The organism is Sorangium sp. So ce1036 (genome assembly GCF_051369805.1).
Classification (GTDB): Bacteria; Myxococcota_A; Polyangia; order Polyangiales; family Polyangiaceae; genus Sorangium; species Sorangium cellulosum_F.
This window is the reverse complement of record NZ_JBBMOX010000001.1, coordinates 595,488-610,964: the sequence shown is the minus strand read 5'-3', so window position 1 is coordinate 610,964 and position 15,477 is coordinate 595,488. Positions and strand designations below refer to the sequence as shown.

Sequence of the window (15,477 nt, the reverse complement as noted above, 5' to 3'; positions counted from 1 at the left end):
CGGCGGTCGGGCGCCCATATCGCCGGCGGCAGGACCCGAGAGCTTCATGAAAACGACATGAGATCGCGCATCCCACACAGCGCTTCCTCCGCGGCCGGCGCGCGCTCGACTCGCCACGACGCCGCGCCATGGCGCTTGACGAGGAGCATGCTCGATCGTAATCGAATTCGAACAAAGCCAGCGTCTTCCAGCGCTCGAGCGACAAGGGACGGCTCCGATGAACGTTGAGATTCCGGCGCCCGCGGCCAAGAACGCCGTGGACCTGTTCAAGCATTATGCGGCGAGCGCTCCCGACGCCACGATCGCCGTGTTCGTGGAGCACGAGGGGCAGGAGCAGGCGCTCACGTACAGGGATCTCGAGCGCGCGGCCACGAACCTGAGCGTCGAGCTCGCGTCGGCCGCCGCGGCGGGCGACAGGGTCCTCGTCGCGTACGACGCCGGCCACGAGTACCTGGTGGGGGTATGGGCGGCGCTCTATGCCGGCATGATCGCCGTCCCCGTGGATCCGATCGGCCCCGATCGCCCCGCGGCGAACGTGACGCGGCTCCTGAACGTCGCCGCCGACTCGGGCGCCACGGTCTGTATCTCCTCGCGCGGCATGCTCGACGCGGTGAAGGGCCACCCGGGCGCGCGGCGGCTCGCGGAGACGCTCCGGTGGGTCGTCCCCTCGCTCCCGGCGCTCCTCGAGCGGGTCCCCGGCCCCCCGCCGGCCGCGCAGCGCGCCGCGGAGGACGTCGCGCTGCTCCAGTATGCGTCGGGCTCGACCGGCGCGCCGAAGGGGACGATCGTGACGCACGGGAGCCTGCTGAAGCTCGCGCGCGCGATGCTCATCTCGACCTCGGCCGAGAGCCCGTTCGGCCGCCCGGACGTCGAGGTCACGTGGCTCCCCCTGACCCACTCCACGGCGGGATACGGCTTGCTCATGAGATGCATGACCGGAGCCATGATGTCCGCGTGGTACATCGCGCCCAGCGCGTTCGCGCGGTCGCCCGCGCTCTGGCTGCGGACCATCGCCCGCCACAAGGGGAAGCAGGTCTACTCCGTCGCGCCGAACTTCGCGCTCGACTGGTGTGTCTCGTCGACCACGGAGGCCGAGCGCAAGCAGCTCGACCTGAGCTGCTGGACGCACTTCATGAGCATGGGGGAGAAGGTGCGCCCCGAGACGTGGAGGGCGTTCTGCGACGCATTTCGCGAGAGCGGGTTTCGTCCCAGGCTGTTCATCGCCGGGTACGGCATGTCGGAGACCGGGTTCGTCTCCGGCTCGGTGAACGGCGGCAAGACCGTCCTCTTCGATCGCGCGGCGATGGACGGAGGCCGGTTGGTCCCGGCGTCCGAGGGCGGGACTCCCTTGCTGTCGTCGTCCGGGTTCATCCTCCCCGGCGTGCGCGTGCTCATCGTGGACCCGGAGAGCAGGGAGGTCCTCCCGGAAGGCACGATCGGCGAGATCTGGGTGTCGACGCCCACGGCGATGACGGGCTACTGGAACCGGCCCGAGGAGAGCGCGCGGCAGTTCCAGGCGCGGGCGGCCGACGGGAGCGGCCCCTTCTTCCGCAGCGGGGACACGGGCGCCTTCCACGACGGCAGCCTGTTCGTGACCGGCCGGCTGAAGAGCCTCATCGTCATACGCGGGCGCAAGCACTACGCGGAGGACATCGAGTCGACGCTCGAGCGCGAGCTCGACTGGCTCGGCGCGAACTCGACCATCGCCTTCGCGGACGACGTGGACGGCGTGGAGGAGCTCTTCCTCGCGGTCGACCCGAGGAGCGCGGGCGACGGCCTCGATCTCGAGGCGCGCGCGGACGCCATCCGCGGCGTGGTCGCTCGGGAGTTCGGCGTCCGCGTCCACGAGGTCCTGTTCCTGGCCCCGGGGCGGCTCCCGAGGACCAGCATGGGCAAGGTCTCCAGGGTCTCTTGCAGGGAGCTCTTCCGCAGCGGAGAGCTCGAGATCGCGGCGCGGCGCGGCGCCTCCTCGCGCGACGCCGGCGCGCTCCCGGTCGCGGATCTCCACGCGATCTTGGGCGAGGCGGATCCGGAGCGCCGCGTGGAGCGGATGGCCGAGGCGGTGAGGAGCCTGCTCGCGGCGTCGCTCTCCGTTCCGGTCGACGCGCTCAGCCTCACCAAATCGTTCGACGAGCTCGGGGTCGACTCGATGGCGGGAGTTCGCTTCCGCGGCGAGCTCGTCCGCGCGCTCGGGGTGGAGCTCCCCGAGTCGCTCGTTTACAACCATCCGACGATCGGACAGCTCGCGTCCTTCCTTTGCGAGAGGCTGGCCGCCCCCGCCGCCGGCGGGGGCGCGGACCGCGGGGATCGAGGGCCCGCGGCGCTCGCGGATCTCGACGTCGAGGGCATGTCGGAGGAGGCCGCCGAGGCCGCGCTGCGCGCCCACCTCGACCGTCAGAAGTAGAAGGCGCTCCGGCCGACGCCAAGCCCCCCGGGAGTGAAGTGACATGAGCGAATCGGGCGAACTCTCTCTCACCAAACGCGCGCTCCTCGCCCTGCAGAAGGCGGAGCTCGAGATCCGCCGGCTCCGCGACGCTCGGCCGGAGCCGATCGCGATCATCGGCGTCGGCTGCCGGATCCCCGGCGGCGCCACGTCGCCGGCCCGGTTCTGGGACCTGCTGGAGCAGGGCTTCGACGCGCTGGCCGAGATCCCGGCCGAGCGACGGAGGCTGTTCGAGCGGCAGGGGGCGCGCAGCCCGACGTCGGGTGGGTTCCTCGATCAGATCGACCGGTTCGATCCGGCCTTCTTCTCGATCTCGCCGCGAGAGGCCATCTCGATGGATCCGGCGCAGCGGCTCCTGCTCGAGGTCTCGGTCGAGGCGCTCGAGGACGGCGGCGTCCCGCTCGGGCAGCTCCGGGGCACCCGGACAGGGAACTTCATGGGGTTCTCCGGGTACAGCGGCTATGGCTCGCTCACCTACGCGCAGGTCGAGGAGCTCTATGCCGTGACCGGGCTCTCGATCAACGTGGCCGCCGGCCGGATCTCGTACGTCCTCGATCTGCAGGGTCCGTGCGTGTCCGTGGACACCGCCTGCTGCTCGTCGCTGGTCGCGGTGCACCTCGCGTGTCAGAGCCTCCGCAACGGCGAGTGCGACCTCGCGCTCGCCGGGGGCGTCAACGTGATCGCCGCGACGGCCGGCAACGAGGCGATGGCGGCCACGGGGGCGCTCTCGGCCACGGGCGGACGCTGCAGGACGTTCGACGCGGCGGCGGACGGCTACATCCGCTCGGAGGGCTGCGGGGTGGTCATCCTGAAGCGGCTCTCGGACGCGATGGAGGCGGGCGATCGGATCCTCGGCGTCGTCGCCGGCTCCGCCGTGAAGCACGACGGTCACAGCAACGGGCTCACCGCGCCCAACGGGCGTACTCAACAGCAGCTCCTCCGCGAGGCGCTGTCCGCCGCGCGCGTCCAGCCCGAAGAGATCGATTACATCGAGACGCACGGGACCGGCACGCCGCTCGGCGATCCGATCGAGCTGGAGGCGCTCCTCGAGGTCTTCGGCAGCTCGCGTGGCCCCGATCGGCGCCTGATGCTGGGCTCGGTGAAGACCAACGTCGGGCACCCCGAGGGGGCGGCCGGCATCGTCGGTCTCATCAAGGTCCTCGGGATGTTCCAGCGCGGCATGGTCGCGCGTCACCTCCACTTCAACACCCCGAACCCTCGGTTCGCCTGGGATGCTGCGCCCTTCCTGGTCCCGCGCGAGACGCTCCCCTGGCCTGCCGCCGACAAGGTGCGTGTGGCCGGCGTCAGCGCGTTCGGGTTCAGCGGCACCATCTCGCACGCGATCGTCACGGCGCCGCCGAGGGCGCCGGAGCGGGGCGCGGACGACCGGCCGGCGACGGAGGGGCGCCCGCTCCTCCTGCCGATCTCCGCCAGGACGCCGGAGGCGCTACGGGCCTATGCCGCGGCCTACCTCGACCACCTGAGCGCGGAGGCGACGCCGGAGGCGACCGATCGGGACGTGGCCTATACCGCGAGCCTGCGGCGAGACCATCACGAGCACCGGCTGGTGGTCGTGGGCAGCGATCGCGCGGCGTGGCGCGAGAGGCTGCGGGGCTACCTGGCCGGCGAGGGCCGCCGCGGCCTGGTCGAGGGGACGGTCCCGGAGATGCGCCCGCGGCTCGCCTTCGTCTTCTGCGGCCAGGGCCCTCAATGGTGGGGGATGGGGAGGCAGCTCCTCGAGAGAGAGCCCGTGTTCCGCGGCGCCCTGGAGGCGTGCCATGAGCGGATACGGGAGGCGGGGGGGCCCTCGCTGCTCGACGAGCTGCAGCGCGAGGCCGCCGCGTCGAGGCTGAACCAGACGGAGATCGCCCAGCCGGCCCTGTTCGCGCTGCAAACGGCGCTCGCGGCGCTGTGGCGCTCGTGGGGAGTGCAGCCCGACGCCGTGGTGGGCCACAGCATCGGCGAGGTGGCGGCGGCCCATGTCGCCGGCGCGCTGCGCCTGGAGGACGCCGCGCGGCTGGTGGTCCACCGCGGGCGCATCATGCAGCGCGCGACCGGCCTCGGGAAGATGCTCTCGGTGGCCCTGCCGCTCCCGGAGGCCCGGCGCATCGTGCGTGATTACGCCGAGCGGATCTCCATCGGCGCGAGCAACGGCCCCACGTCGACCGTGCTGTCCGGCGAGGCGGCGGCCCTCGAGCAGGTCGTCGAGCACCTCCAGCGCCGGCAGATCGAGGCCAGGTGGCTCCCCGTCGACTACGCCTTTCACAGCGCCCAGATGGAGGGCTACGGCGAGGCGCTGAGCGAGGAGCTGCGCGGCCTCGCCCCTTCGGCGAACGGCCCCCTCTTGATGTCGACGGTCACCGGCGCGGAGCAGCGCGGGCCCTCGTTCGACGCGGACTACTGGGGGCAGCAGATCCGGAGGCCGGTCCTCTTCGCGCCGTGCGTGGAGGAGCTCTCGCGCAGAGGATACGGCCTCTTCCTGGAGATCGGGCCCCACCCGGTCCTGTCGACGTCCATCCTCGAGACGCTGGCCGCGCGGGACAAGCCCGGCCGCGTCGTGGCCTCGCTGCGTCGCCAGGAAGAGGAGGTATCCATGCTCCTCGAGTCGCTGGGCCAGCTCCACTGCGCGGGCTACCCGGTGGACTGGTCGAAGCAGCATCCGGCGCGCGGCCGCGTGATCTCGCTGCCCACCTATCCGTGGCAGCGGGAGAGCTACTGGCTCGAAGGCGCGAGGCCCCAGGCGCCGCGCCAGCACCAGGCGGAGCACCACCACGTGGTGGAATGGCGCCTGGCCGAGCGCGCGCGGCCCGTCGCGCCGCGGCCGGGCGGGTGGCTGATCCTGGCCGACTCGGGGGGGCGCGCCGCCGCGCTGCAGACCTATCTCGAATCCCGGGGCCACGCGTGCGTCCGCGTGACGGCCGCCGACACGTACGCGCGGCGCGGTGCCCGCGACTACCAGGTGAACCCCCGGGAGCCCGATCACTTCGCCCGGCTCCTCGGCGAGGAGGAGGTCGCCGCCGCGCTGGCCGCCTCCACGCCTCCGGGGCCGCGCGGCGTCGTGCACCTCTGGAGCGCGGACGGCGCGCCCGCGCCCACGCTCGAGGCGATCCGGCAGGCGCAGGCGCTGGGCTCGATCAGCGCCCTCCACCTCGTCCAGGCCCTCGCGCGCGCGGGATGGCGAGCGCCGCCACGCCTCTGGCTCGTGACGCAGGAGGTCCAGTCCATCCAGGACCCGACCGTCTCGGTGGCGCAGGCGCCGGTGTGGGGGTTCGGCGCGACCGTGGCGCTCGAGATGCCGGAGCTCGAGTGCACCCTGCTCGATCTCGACGCCGCGTCGAGCGGCGAGCGCCTGGGGGAGGAGCTGCTCGCCGCGGACGACGAGGACCGGATCGCGCTGCGCGGCGCCGAGCGCTACGTCGCGAGGCTGGTCCCGTACGCACCCGCGCAGCGCCCTGCCCCCGGGCCGCTCTCGTTCGACGCCGACGCGACCTACCTCCTCACCGGAGGCCTGGGGGGCATCGGGCTCGTGGTCCTGGAGTGGATGGCGGCGCGAGGCGCCCGGCACTTCGCCCTGCTCGGGCGGAGCGGCCCGTCCCCCTCGGCGGAGCAGGTGCTGGACCGGCTCCGCGAGGGCGGCGCCGAGGTCCGGACCTTCTCCGTCGACGTCGCCGACCGGGAGCGGCTCCGGGCCGCCCTGGAGCAGATCCAGCGCACGATGCCGCCGCTGGCCGGGGTCCTCCACGCGGCCGGCGTGGGCGATCAGAGGGCGATCCCTGACCTGGACGGGCCCTCCCTCCAGGCCATCGGCCGGCCGAAGGTCGACGGCGCCTGGAACCTGCACGAGCTGACGAAGGATCTGCCGCTCGATTCCTTCGTCCTGTTCTCGTCCGTCTCATCGCTCTTCGGGTCGCACGGGCAATCGAGCTACGCCGCGGGCAACGCCTTCCTCGACGCGCTCGCGCACCACCGGCGCGCGCACGGCCTGCCGGCGCTCAGCCTCAACTGGACCGCGTGGACCGACGTCGGCATGGCGACGCCGATGATCGCCCACACGTCGAGGTACCTCGCCACGCAGGGCATGGGCCCCCTCCCATCGAGCGAGGCCATCGCCTCGCTGGAGCAGCTCTTCCGGGCGTCGCCGGCCCAGATCGCGGTCGTGCCCCTGGCGGTCCCCGCGCTGCCACGGAGGCCGCTCTATTCCGTGCTCTCGCCGCCCGCCGCCCCGGCGGCGACGGCGCCGCCGGTCCGGGCCTCCGAGCGCATCGCGGCGCGGCCGCCCGGGGAGCGACAGGAGGCCGTGGAGGGCACGCTGCGGGAGCTGTTCGCCAGGGCGCTGCGGATGCCGCCCGACAAGCTGAAGCCCACCGAGGCGCTCCAGAACCTGGGCGTCGACTCCCTCATCGCCCTGGAGCTCCGCCGCCGGGTCGACGAGGAGCTGGGCGTCAAGCTGCTCGCCGCCGAGATCGCCAAGGTCGCCAACCTGCGCGAGCTCAGCCAGCTCGTGACCGCCAGGTTCGACGCGCTCCACCACGGCGCGAGCGCGGGGCAGGGCGCGCAGCACGCGGCCCACGGCCCGCTCACCGTCCTCAGGCCGGTCCCCCAGGGGGCGGCGTTGCGTCTGGTCTGCTTCCCCGCCTCGGGCGGCGCCGCCGCCGACTTCGCGGAGTGGGCGGCGGTGATGCCGGACGGCTGCGAGCTCGTGGCCGTGGAATACCCGGGGAGCGGCGCGCGGCAGCTGGAGTCGTGCGAGCATCCGCTGGCCGCGCTCACCCTGCAGGTGGCCGGCGCCCTCGTGGCCATGCCGAGGTGCCCGCTCGTGCTCTTCGGACACAGCCTGGGCGCCCTCATCGCGCACGCGACGGCGGTGGAGCTGGAGCGGCACGCCATGGGCCCCACCCGCGTGGTCCTGTCCAACCCCGCCAACGTGATCACCGTCCAGCGGGATCTCACGCGGGAGCAGCTCCGTGACAAGGAGTTCCTGACGTGGCTGGCCCGATCGATCGGGATCTCCATCGACCCGGAGGCGGCCGAGAGCGAGGCCACGCGCCGCTTCTTGAAGACGTTCGGAGACCAGCTCGCGTGGACCTACGACTTCGATCTGCGCTGGAGGGTCTCCTGCCCTGTCGTCGTTACTTGCGGTCGAGACGACACGACGCTCCACGCCGAGAGCCTGGAGTTCTGGAGGCGCAGCGGGGGAGCCCTGGAGGAATGGAGCTTCGCGGGGGCCCACGACTACATCCGCCAGGAGTTCGCCGGGGTCGTATCCAAGATCATGAACACATCCGCCGATCGGGACAGAACATGAGCCGCGCGATTGTCATCGGGGGCAGCATCGCGGGCATGTGCAGCGCGCGCGTGCTGTGCGATTTCTTCGACGAGGTGGTGCTCCTGGAGCGCGATCCTCTCCCCGCCGGGATCGGGCCTCGCCCGGGCGTGCCGCAGAGCCGTCACACGCACGTGCTCTTGCCGCGGGGGGAGCAGGAGATCGAGGCGCTCTTCCCCGGCTTCACGGCCGCGGTGCTCGGCGCGGGCGCGCTGAAGTTCGACGTCGGCACCGGCATGGCGGTCCGGCGCGTCTTCGGCTGGCAGACGGTCGGGCCCACGGGCCGCGATCTGCTCTGGGCCAGCCGCGATCTGTTCGAGGGCACGATACGCTCGCTCCTGCGACAGCAGACCAGGGTCGAGGTCCGGGGGGGTGCCCAGGTGCTCGCGCTGCGCGGCGCGACGGCCGGTCGCCCGAGGATCCGGGGCGTGGTCGTGCGCGACGAGGCCTCGGAGCGGGAGCTGGAGGCCGACCTCGTCGTCGACGCCAGCGGCCGGAATACCCGCGCCGAGCCGTGGCTGCGCGAGCTCGGCCTGCCTGCGCCGACGACCCGGTGCGTCGACTCGGGCGCCGGGTACGCCTCGCGCTTCTACAAGGCGCCTCCGCCCGAGCGCCGGCCGTCGGACTGGTGGTGGAAAGGCCTGTGGGTCGAGGCCGAGCTCGGCCGGCCACGCGGCGCCGTCGTCTTTCCGATCGAGGGCGACCGCTGGCTGGTCACCGCGTCGGGCTTCAACGGCACGCATCCGCCCACGGACGAGCAGGGCTTCCTCGATCACCTCGCGAGCCTCAGCTCACCCATCGTGTCCCGGGCCGTGGCGCTGGCCGAGCCGCTCTCGCCGATTCACGGCAATCGATCCATGGCGAACGTGTCGCGCGCCTACGATCGCTGGGAGATCGAGCTGCCGGGCTTCATCGCCGTGGGCGACGCGGTCTGCGCCTTCAACCCTGTCTACGGCCAGGGCATGTCGACCGCGGCCGTCTCTGCCGCCATCCTGCGCGACGTGCTGCGCCGCCGCGGCCCGGGCCCCGGCTTCGAGCCGGTCTTCTTCCAGCAGCAGGCCAAATTCCTGCGCTCGGTGTGGGATTTCGCGACGCGCTCCGACTTCCGGTGGCCGGCGACGAAGGGCGAGCGCCCGCGCACGCCGGCGCTCCTCGCCGCGTACGCGAAGATGGCCTTCGAGTCCGCCCACCACGACAGCGCGCTACGGCGGCATCTGTTTCCGGCGTTCGATCTCACCGGCTCGGCGACGCTGCTCTTCGAGCCCGGCTTCGTGGCCAGGGTGCTCCTCTCCACCGGCCAGCGCCGCGTTCGCCAGCGCTTGTTCGGCACGCCCTCCATCCCCGACTCGCCGCCTGCGCCCGGTTGAGCCGCGCCCGCTGGCCATGATAAACCACAGTCGAACGGACATTTTCACAAAGGAGAATCGGCAATGCGTTACATGATCTTCGTGGCGAGCGACGAGTCGTTGTGGGCCAGCGCGACCCCCAAGCAGCGGGAGGAGATCTACGGCCAGTACATCAAGTACACCGAGGAGATGAAGAAGGCGGGCGTCATGCTCGGCGGCGAGTCCCTCCAGCCGACGAGCAAGGGCGCGCGCGTCTCGATCCGGAACGGCGAGCGCATCGTCGAGCAAGGCCCCTTCGCCGACAAGACGGCCATCGGCGGCTATATCCTCATCAAGGTCAACTCCAAGGAGGAGGCGATCGAATGGGCGGCGAAGAGCCCGGGCGCCGCGTACGGGACCATGGAGGTCCGCGAGGTGACGGAGTTCGGCTGACGCCCGCCCCGCGCCGGCCTCGCGGGGGAGCGCGCCCGGGCGGAGATCACGAGGCGGCGAGCGGTCGCCTGCGCCCCGGGGCGGAGATCACGAGGCGGCGAGCGGTCGCCTGCGCCCCGGGGCGGAAATCACGAGGCGGCGAGCGGCAGCCTGCGCCCCGGGCGCGTCGCCTCGCGCCCGTCGGCGGCCTCGGGCGTCGCCCCGATCGCCCGCCCGCGATAGATCCGATCGATCCGCTCGCGCGACGCGACCAGGGCCTTGTCGAACCGGCCGAGGACCCGGCCTCTCAGGTCCCCGCGCCGGTCCGCGAGGCGGGCCAGGATCTTCATGTCGAGCCGCAGCTCGAGATCCATGGCCGCCCGCATGGGCGGCCAGATCAGCGCGCCGAGCCCGAATTCGCTGAAGCGCCCCAGCGTGGCGAAGAGGAACGTGAAGATCTCCGCCGAATCCGGGCCCACCGGGTTGAAGAACACGGCCGACCGGAGCGGGTACGTGACACACTCCCCGGTCCGCGCGTCGATGAAGGAATGGTCATACACCGCGTGGACCGGCGAGAAGCGCGCCGTCCACTCGACGACGAACTTCGCGTCGTGCGGGATGCGGAGCATCCTCTCCAGGATCCGGGGCATGGGGCGCTTCGGCCCCGTGTTGACGACCTGGACCGCGTCGTCGGAGAGGGTCACCCGCGCCTCCACCTCGGGCATCTGCTCGAGGGCATAGCCGAGCATGAAGTGGACGAAGGGCGTGTGCTCGACCTCGATGAAGTTGTCGAGCGCCAGCTCGAACGGCACGGCGGCGCGGTGGCGGAGGACCCCGGCCGGCCAGTACCCGTCGGTGTCGAAATGCGGGAACGTGGCCTGCGCCCCTGCGCGCTTCACCCAGATCGCGCCGTACCGCTCCACCACGTCGAACACGTCCTCGCGCCGCGCGCAGGGCCGCGCCGCCGGGGTGGCGGGGATCTCGCCGCGGCCGTCCGCGGCCCAGCGCCAGCCGTGATAGCCGCACACCAGGCGATCACCCTCCACCCACCCCTCGCTCAGGCGCATGCTGCGGTGCGGGCAGCGATCCGTGAACGCCCCGAGGCCGCCGCTCGCGGTCCGAAAGACCACGATCTCGTGATCCGCGAGCCGCACGCCGAGGGGCTTGCGGCCGAGCTCGCGGCCGAGGAGTACCGGATGCCAGTGGTCGAGTTCAGCCATGATCAGTTCGCCTTTCGGAGGTGCCGCGCGACGCGCGGCGCCTCAACCGCGATGTCGCGGAGCTGTCCGGTGATCGGGTTGCGGAAGCCGACGAAGTACAGCCCCGGCGCCGGCGCCGGGGCGCCGTGCCAGCGCGGGTAGCCGCGCTCATCCGTGTAGCGCGCCGCATCCTCGAGGAAGTCGTCGAGCCCGGCGCGGTAGCCCGTGGCGAGCACCACGGCGTCGAAGGGCAGCTCGCGCCCGTCCGTGAAGATCACCCCCGTCTCGGTGAACGCGCGCGGGCCAGGCACCACCTGGATCTTGCCCTGCCGGATCAGCGCGATCGTGCCGTTGTCGATGAGCGGGATGCGGCCCTCCTTCACGACCCGGGAGCCCGGGCCGACCGCGGGCGGGCGGATCCCCCAGCGCGACAGATCCCCCACCGCGCGGGACAGGAGCGCGGCCGCGAGCCGGTCCGCGACGGACAGCGGGAGACCGCCGTAGAGGGCAAGGGCGTTGAGCTGCGCCGGGAGCTTGAACGGATCGCGCGGAATCACGTGGATGCCGCTGCGCGCGGAGAGCGTCGCCTCGGCGCCGTGCTCCCAGAGATCCATCGCGATCTCGCTCCCGGAGTTGCCGGCGCCCACCACGAGCACCCGCTGCCCGCGGAACGCCGCGCCCGATCGGTAGGTGGAGCTGTGGAGGACAGGCCCTCCGAAGCGCTCCTGACCGGGCCAGGTGGGCACGTTGGGGACGCGGTTGTACCCCGTGGCCACCACGAGAGCGTGGCTCTTGAACTCCCCTGCCCGCGTCCGGGTCACCCACCGCGATCCCTCGCGATAGGCGCGCACGACCTCGGCGCCGAAGCGGGGCTCCAGGCGGAAGCGCTCGGCGTAGCGCTGGAGATAATCGATCATCTGCCCGCGGGAGGGGTACGGCGGGGCATATTTGGGCCAGGGCTGCCCGGGCAGCGCGGAGAGCCGCTTGACCGTGTGGAGGTGCAATCGATCATAGTGGCGCCGCCATGCGGCCCCGACCGCGTCCGACTGCTCGAGGAGGAGGAACGGGATACCCTGCTCACGCAGGCAGGCCCCCACGGCGAGCCCCGATGGCCCGGCGCCGATGATGAGCACATGGCTCTCTTCCATGACGTCCGCAGTTTAACCGAACTTCCCCGGGACACCAGGCGTATTGGCTCGGCGCCGACTCGACGCGTGGTCTCGCGGCTCGGGCGACGCGGGCCGCGCCGGGCCAGGCCCTGTCGGACGAGCTGCCGCGCGGCACGAACCGTCAGACAGAGGCTACAAGAAATCCGCGAGCCTGCCGACGAGCGGAGCGCGCTTGAAGGTGGCGACGATCGCCGCCCGCAGGCCCCGGTACTTGGCGGAGGTGTACGGGAACAGGAGGGGGCTGTTCAGCGGCATCGCGAAGCGGTCGTAGTTGACGTGGCGCGGATGGCACATCGCACGCAGCGACTCGTCCGAGTGCACGCGACCGTAGCCCGAGCTCTTGATCCCGCCGAACGGCGCCTCGGGCGCGCAGTACGAGACGAGCACGTCGTTGATCATCACGGTCCCCGCCTCGACCCGCGCGGCGATCGCGCGCGCCCGCGCCTTGTCCTGCGAGAACACGTACGCGTGCAGCCCGAGCGACGAGTCGTTCGCGAGCCGGATCGCCTCCTCCTCGTCGCGCACCTTCATGATGGGCACGATCGGGCCGAAGATCTCCTCGCGCATCACCGTCATCTCGGGCGTGCAGCGGGTCAGCACGGTGGGCTCGAAGAACATCCCGGGCCCCTCGACCCGGCGGCCGCCGGTGGCCACGTGCGCGCCGCGCGCCACGGCGTCCTTGATATGCGCCTCGACGATATCGATCTGCCTGGCGAAGATCATCGGGCCCACCTCGACGTCGCGCGCGCGCGCGTCGCCCTGGCGAAGCTCGCGCGTGAGCGCCACCACGCGCTCCACCAGCCGGTCGTGCACCGCCTCGGTCGCGAGCACCCGCTCGACCGAGATGCAGAGCTGCCCCGAGTTGATGAAGCCGCCCGCGACGATCGACCGCGCGGTGCGCTCGACGTCGCAGTCGCTGCACGCGATGAGCGGCGCCTTGCCGCCGAGCTCGAGCACGCACGGGATGAGCCGCTCCGCGCACGCGGCCCCGACGCGCCGGCCCGTGCTCACCCCGCCGGTGAAGACGACCTTCTGCACGCCGGCGTCGATCAGCGCGGCGCCGGTGCGGCCGTCGCCGGTCACCACCTGAAAGAGGTCCGACGGGATCCCGGCCGCGTCCGTGATCTCCCTGGCCTTGAGCAGCGCGAGGGGCGTGAGCTCCGAGGGCTTCACCACGACGGCGTTGCCCGCGATCAACGCCTCGATCACGCTGCCCATCGGGATGGCGAGCGGCAGATTCCACGGCGAGATCACGCCGATCACGCCCATGGGCACGTGGGTGACGTAGCTCCCGCGCCACTTCATGTGATGGAGCTTGATGGGCGTATCGGCGAGGATCCGCGCGGCGTGGCGCGTGAAGTAGTGGCACACGTCCGCCACCGTGATCCATTCGGCGAGCGCGTCGTTGCGGGGCTTGCCGGTCTCGAGCACCACCGCGTCGACGAGGTCGTCCATGCGCTCGACGAACGCGTCGATGATGCGCGCGACGCGCTCGGCGCGGGCCTCGATCGGGAGCTCTGCCCAGGCGCGCTGGGCGGCGCGCGCGCGCTCCACCGCGGCGCGGACCTCGGCGTCGCCCATCAGCGGCACCTCGCCGCGGCGCGAGCCGTCGATAGGCGAGTGGAGCACGAGCGTGCGGGGGGCGGGCGTTGTCGTCGTGGACGCGGGGAAGGCCTGGGCCATGGAGGGCTCCTGGGTGCTCGAAGAAAGGGGCGTCAGGTTACCACTCACGCCGCGGCTCGCAACGGAGTCGCGCCACTGGGAGGGTGAGCTATCGTGGCGCGCCTCATCGACGTCGCCAGGGCCGCACGGCGGAGCTCGGCTCCCCTGTTCGTCGTCCTTCGAGGCTCGACCAGAGCGGCAGAGCGACGCACGCGCCGACAGGCTCGGTCGGCCCGGCCTTGGACGGGCGCGGCACGCGTGCAATATTGCGCCACCACGGTGAACGCGAGCGCGCGTGTCGCCACGCCGGAAACGCGGCGCGCCGCCTGGACTTGACAGGGCGACGTCCCTACGGCTTTCTAGCGAATCGTTGTGCAGCTCCTCATGCTGTCGCGAGCTACAGCTCCGCAGGCCCGCGCGACTCCGGAGGAACACAACCGGCGTGTGGGACGCACCGGCGGGCCCGCGCAGGGGCTCGTGACGGCGGGCCCCTCCTCGCGGCGGGGTCGCCGCGAGGGGGGGACGGGGGCGCGGGCTACGCCCCCGGAGCGCCCCCGGCGCCCTGCGGGAGCGCCGGCGGTCGCTGCAGGGTCGAGGGCGCGCGAGCTGAACGATCCACGAGGGAATCATGCAATCGAAGGCGCTCATCGTCGTCCTGCCCGTCCTGTTCGTACTGATGGCCATCGAGGCCGCCGTGGCTCGTCATCGGCGCGGGGACACGACGTACCGCCTGCCCGACACGGTGGCCAGCGTGGGCGTCGGAATCGGGTACTTCGCGCTGACCGCGTCCTTCAGCTTCATCTCGATCGTGGCCTACGACCTCGTGTACGATCGATGGGCGATCGCGCGCCATGAGAGCTCGACGGCGGCGATCCTCGTCGCCATCGTCGCGGCGGACTTCCTCTATTACGTGTTCCACCGCGCCAGCCATCGCATCAACGTGCTCTGGGCGATCCACGTCGTGCATCACCAGAGCCGCGAGCAGAACCTTGCCGTCAACCTCCGGATGCCGTGGCTGCAGCCGGTATATCAGTGGCTCTTCTACCTGCCGCTCGCCTTCCTGGGGCTCCCCCCGGCCGCCTTCGTCGCCGCCCGCGGGGTGAGCACCGCATACAACATCCTCACGCACACCCGCGCGGTCGGGAAGCTCGGCCCGCTGGAGTACGTGCTCAACACACCATCTCACCACCGCGTGCATCACGGGATGGACGAGCAGTACCTCGACTGCAACTACGGCGGGATCTTCATCGTGTGGGATCGCCTCTTCGGCACGTTCGTCCCGGAGGGCAAAGAGCCGACGTACGGAACGCGCAGAGAGGTCGTCTCGTGGAATCCGATCTGGCTCAACGTGGAGCCGTTCGTCCACCTCGCGAAGCTGTCGCGCGCCGCGAGGGAGCCGTGGGATCGCGTCAAGGTGTGGTTCATGCCGCCCGAGTGGCTGCCCGCCGGCGCCGTGGGCTCCGGCGCTCCGCCCGGACCGCGCGAGGCGGAGGGCCGCGAGTCCACGGCAGCGTCGATCGCCCGGATGGCGTTCAGCGTCGGCATCACGATGATCGTCTTCGCGATGCTCATCGCCACCACGGGCACCTCGATGACGCAGAAGCTCGCGCTGCTCGTGCTGCTGCTCGCGTCGCTCGGTGCGCACGCCCGGTCCCTCGAGCGGCCCGGCGCTGGCGCGGGGTTCGAGATCGCGCGCGCGGCCGTGCTCCTCGCCGTCGCGGCCTGGTTCGGCGCGAGCTCGGCGCGGCCGCTGGCCGGCGTGGCCCTGGCCGCCGGGGGCCTGTCGGCCCTGAGCGGCCTTCTGTTCCGCCTTGCGCGTCGCCCGGGCGGCCCGACGGCGGGAGAGGTCGAGGTCGCCGCCCGGTCGACATCGCTCTCGGCGGGGCCGTAGCAGGCCCCCCTTCCCGGCGCCTCGGCCCGGATC

Annotated in this window: 8 protein-coding genes; 5 read left to right on the top strand and 3 right to left on the bottom strand. The window is 72.1% G+C overall.

Translation table 11 applies throughout. The features are described 5' to 3' along the window. Nucleotides 1-217: 217 nt before the first annotated feature. The 4 genes from WMF31_RS02270 (at nt 218) to WMF31_RS02255 (ending at nt 9,544) form a co-directional block, all read left to right on the top strand. Nucleotides 218-2,404: an AMP-binding protein gene (locus tag WMF31_RS02270; protein WP_436600361.1), complete on the top strand. Its 2,187-nt coding sequence runs from the start codon at nt 218-220 to the stop codon at nt 2,402-2,404. 43 nt (nt 2,405-2,447) lie between these two features. Continuing rightward, nucleotides 2,448-7,748: an SDR family NAD(P)-dependent oxidoreductase gene (locus WMF31_RS02265; protein ID WP_436600360.1), complete on the top strand. Its 5,301-nt coding sequence runs from the start codon at nt 2,448-2,450 to the stop codon at nt 7,746-7,748. After that, nucleotides 7,745-9,133 (top strand): NAD(P)/FAD-dependent oxidoreductase, encoded by a 1,389-nt coding sequence (locus tag WMF31_RS02260; RefSeq protein WP_129354065.1) that lies wholly within the window; start codon nt 7,745-7,747, stop codon nt 9,131-9,133. Before WMF31_RS02265 ends, WMF31_RS02260 begins: the two co-directional genes overlap by 4 nt. Nucleotides 9,134-9,196: 63 nt before the next feature. Next, nucleotides 9,197-9,544 carry a YciI family protein gene (locus WMF31_RS02255; protein ID WP_129354067.1) on the top strand — a complete coding sequence of 116 codons (348 nt, stop codon included), beginning with the start codon at nt 9,197-9,199 and terminating at the stop codon, nt 9,542-9,544. Between the two features lie 128 nt (nt 9,545-9,672). Here the strand turns inward: WMF31_RS02255 and WMF31_RS02250 are convergent, their stop codons facing one another. The 3 genes from WMF31_RS02250 to WMF31_RS02240 all read right to left on the bottom strand — a co-directional run bounded on the left by WMF31_RS02250 (nt 9,673) and on the right by WMF31_RS02240 (nt 13,574). Next, the gene (locus WMF31_RS02250; RefSeq protein ID WP_436600359.1) at nt 9,673-10,743 is read right to left on the bottom strand and encodes a Rieske 2Fe-2S domain-containing protein; all 1,071 of its coding nucleotides are present in this window, start codon (nt 10,741-10,743) and stop codon (nt 9,673-9,675) included. Between the two features lie 2 nt (nt 10,744-10,745). Next, nucleotides 10,746-11,870 (bottom strand): flavin-containing monooxygenase, encoded by a 1,125-nt coding sequence (locus WMF31_RS02245; RefSeq protein ID WP_436600358.1) that lies wholly within the window; start codon nt 11,868-11,870, stop codon nt 10,746-10,748. A gap of 153 nt (nt 11,871-12,023) precedes the next feature. Further along, nucleotides 12,024-13,574: an aldehyde dehydrogenase family protein gene (locus WMF31_RS02240; protein ID WP_436600357.1), complete on the bottom strand. Its 1,551-nt coding sequence runs from the start codon at nt 13,572-13,574 to the stop codon at nt 12,024-12,026. Nucleotides 13,575-14,181: 607 nt separating this feature from the next. Between WMF31_RS02240 and WMF31_RS02235 the strand changes: the two genes are divergently transcribed. Then, a complete protein-coding gene (locus WMF31_RS02235) occupies nt 14,182-15,444 on the top strand; it encodes a sterol desaturase family protein (RefSeq protein WP_436600356.1) in 1,263 nt (420 codons plus the stop codon). Nucleotides 15,445-15,477 lie beyond the last annotated feature (33 nt).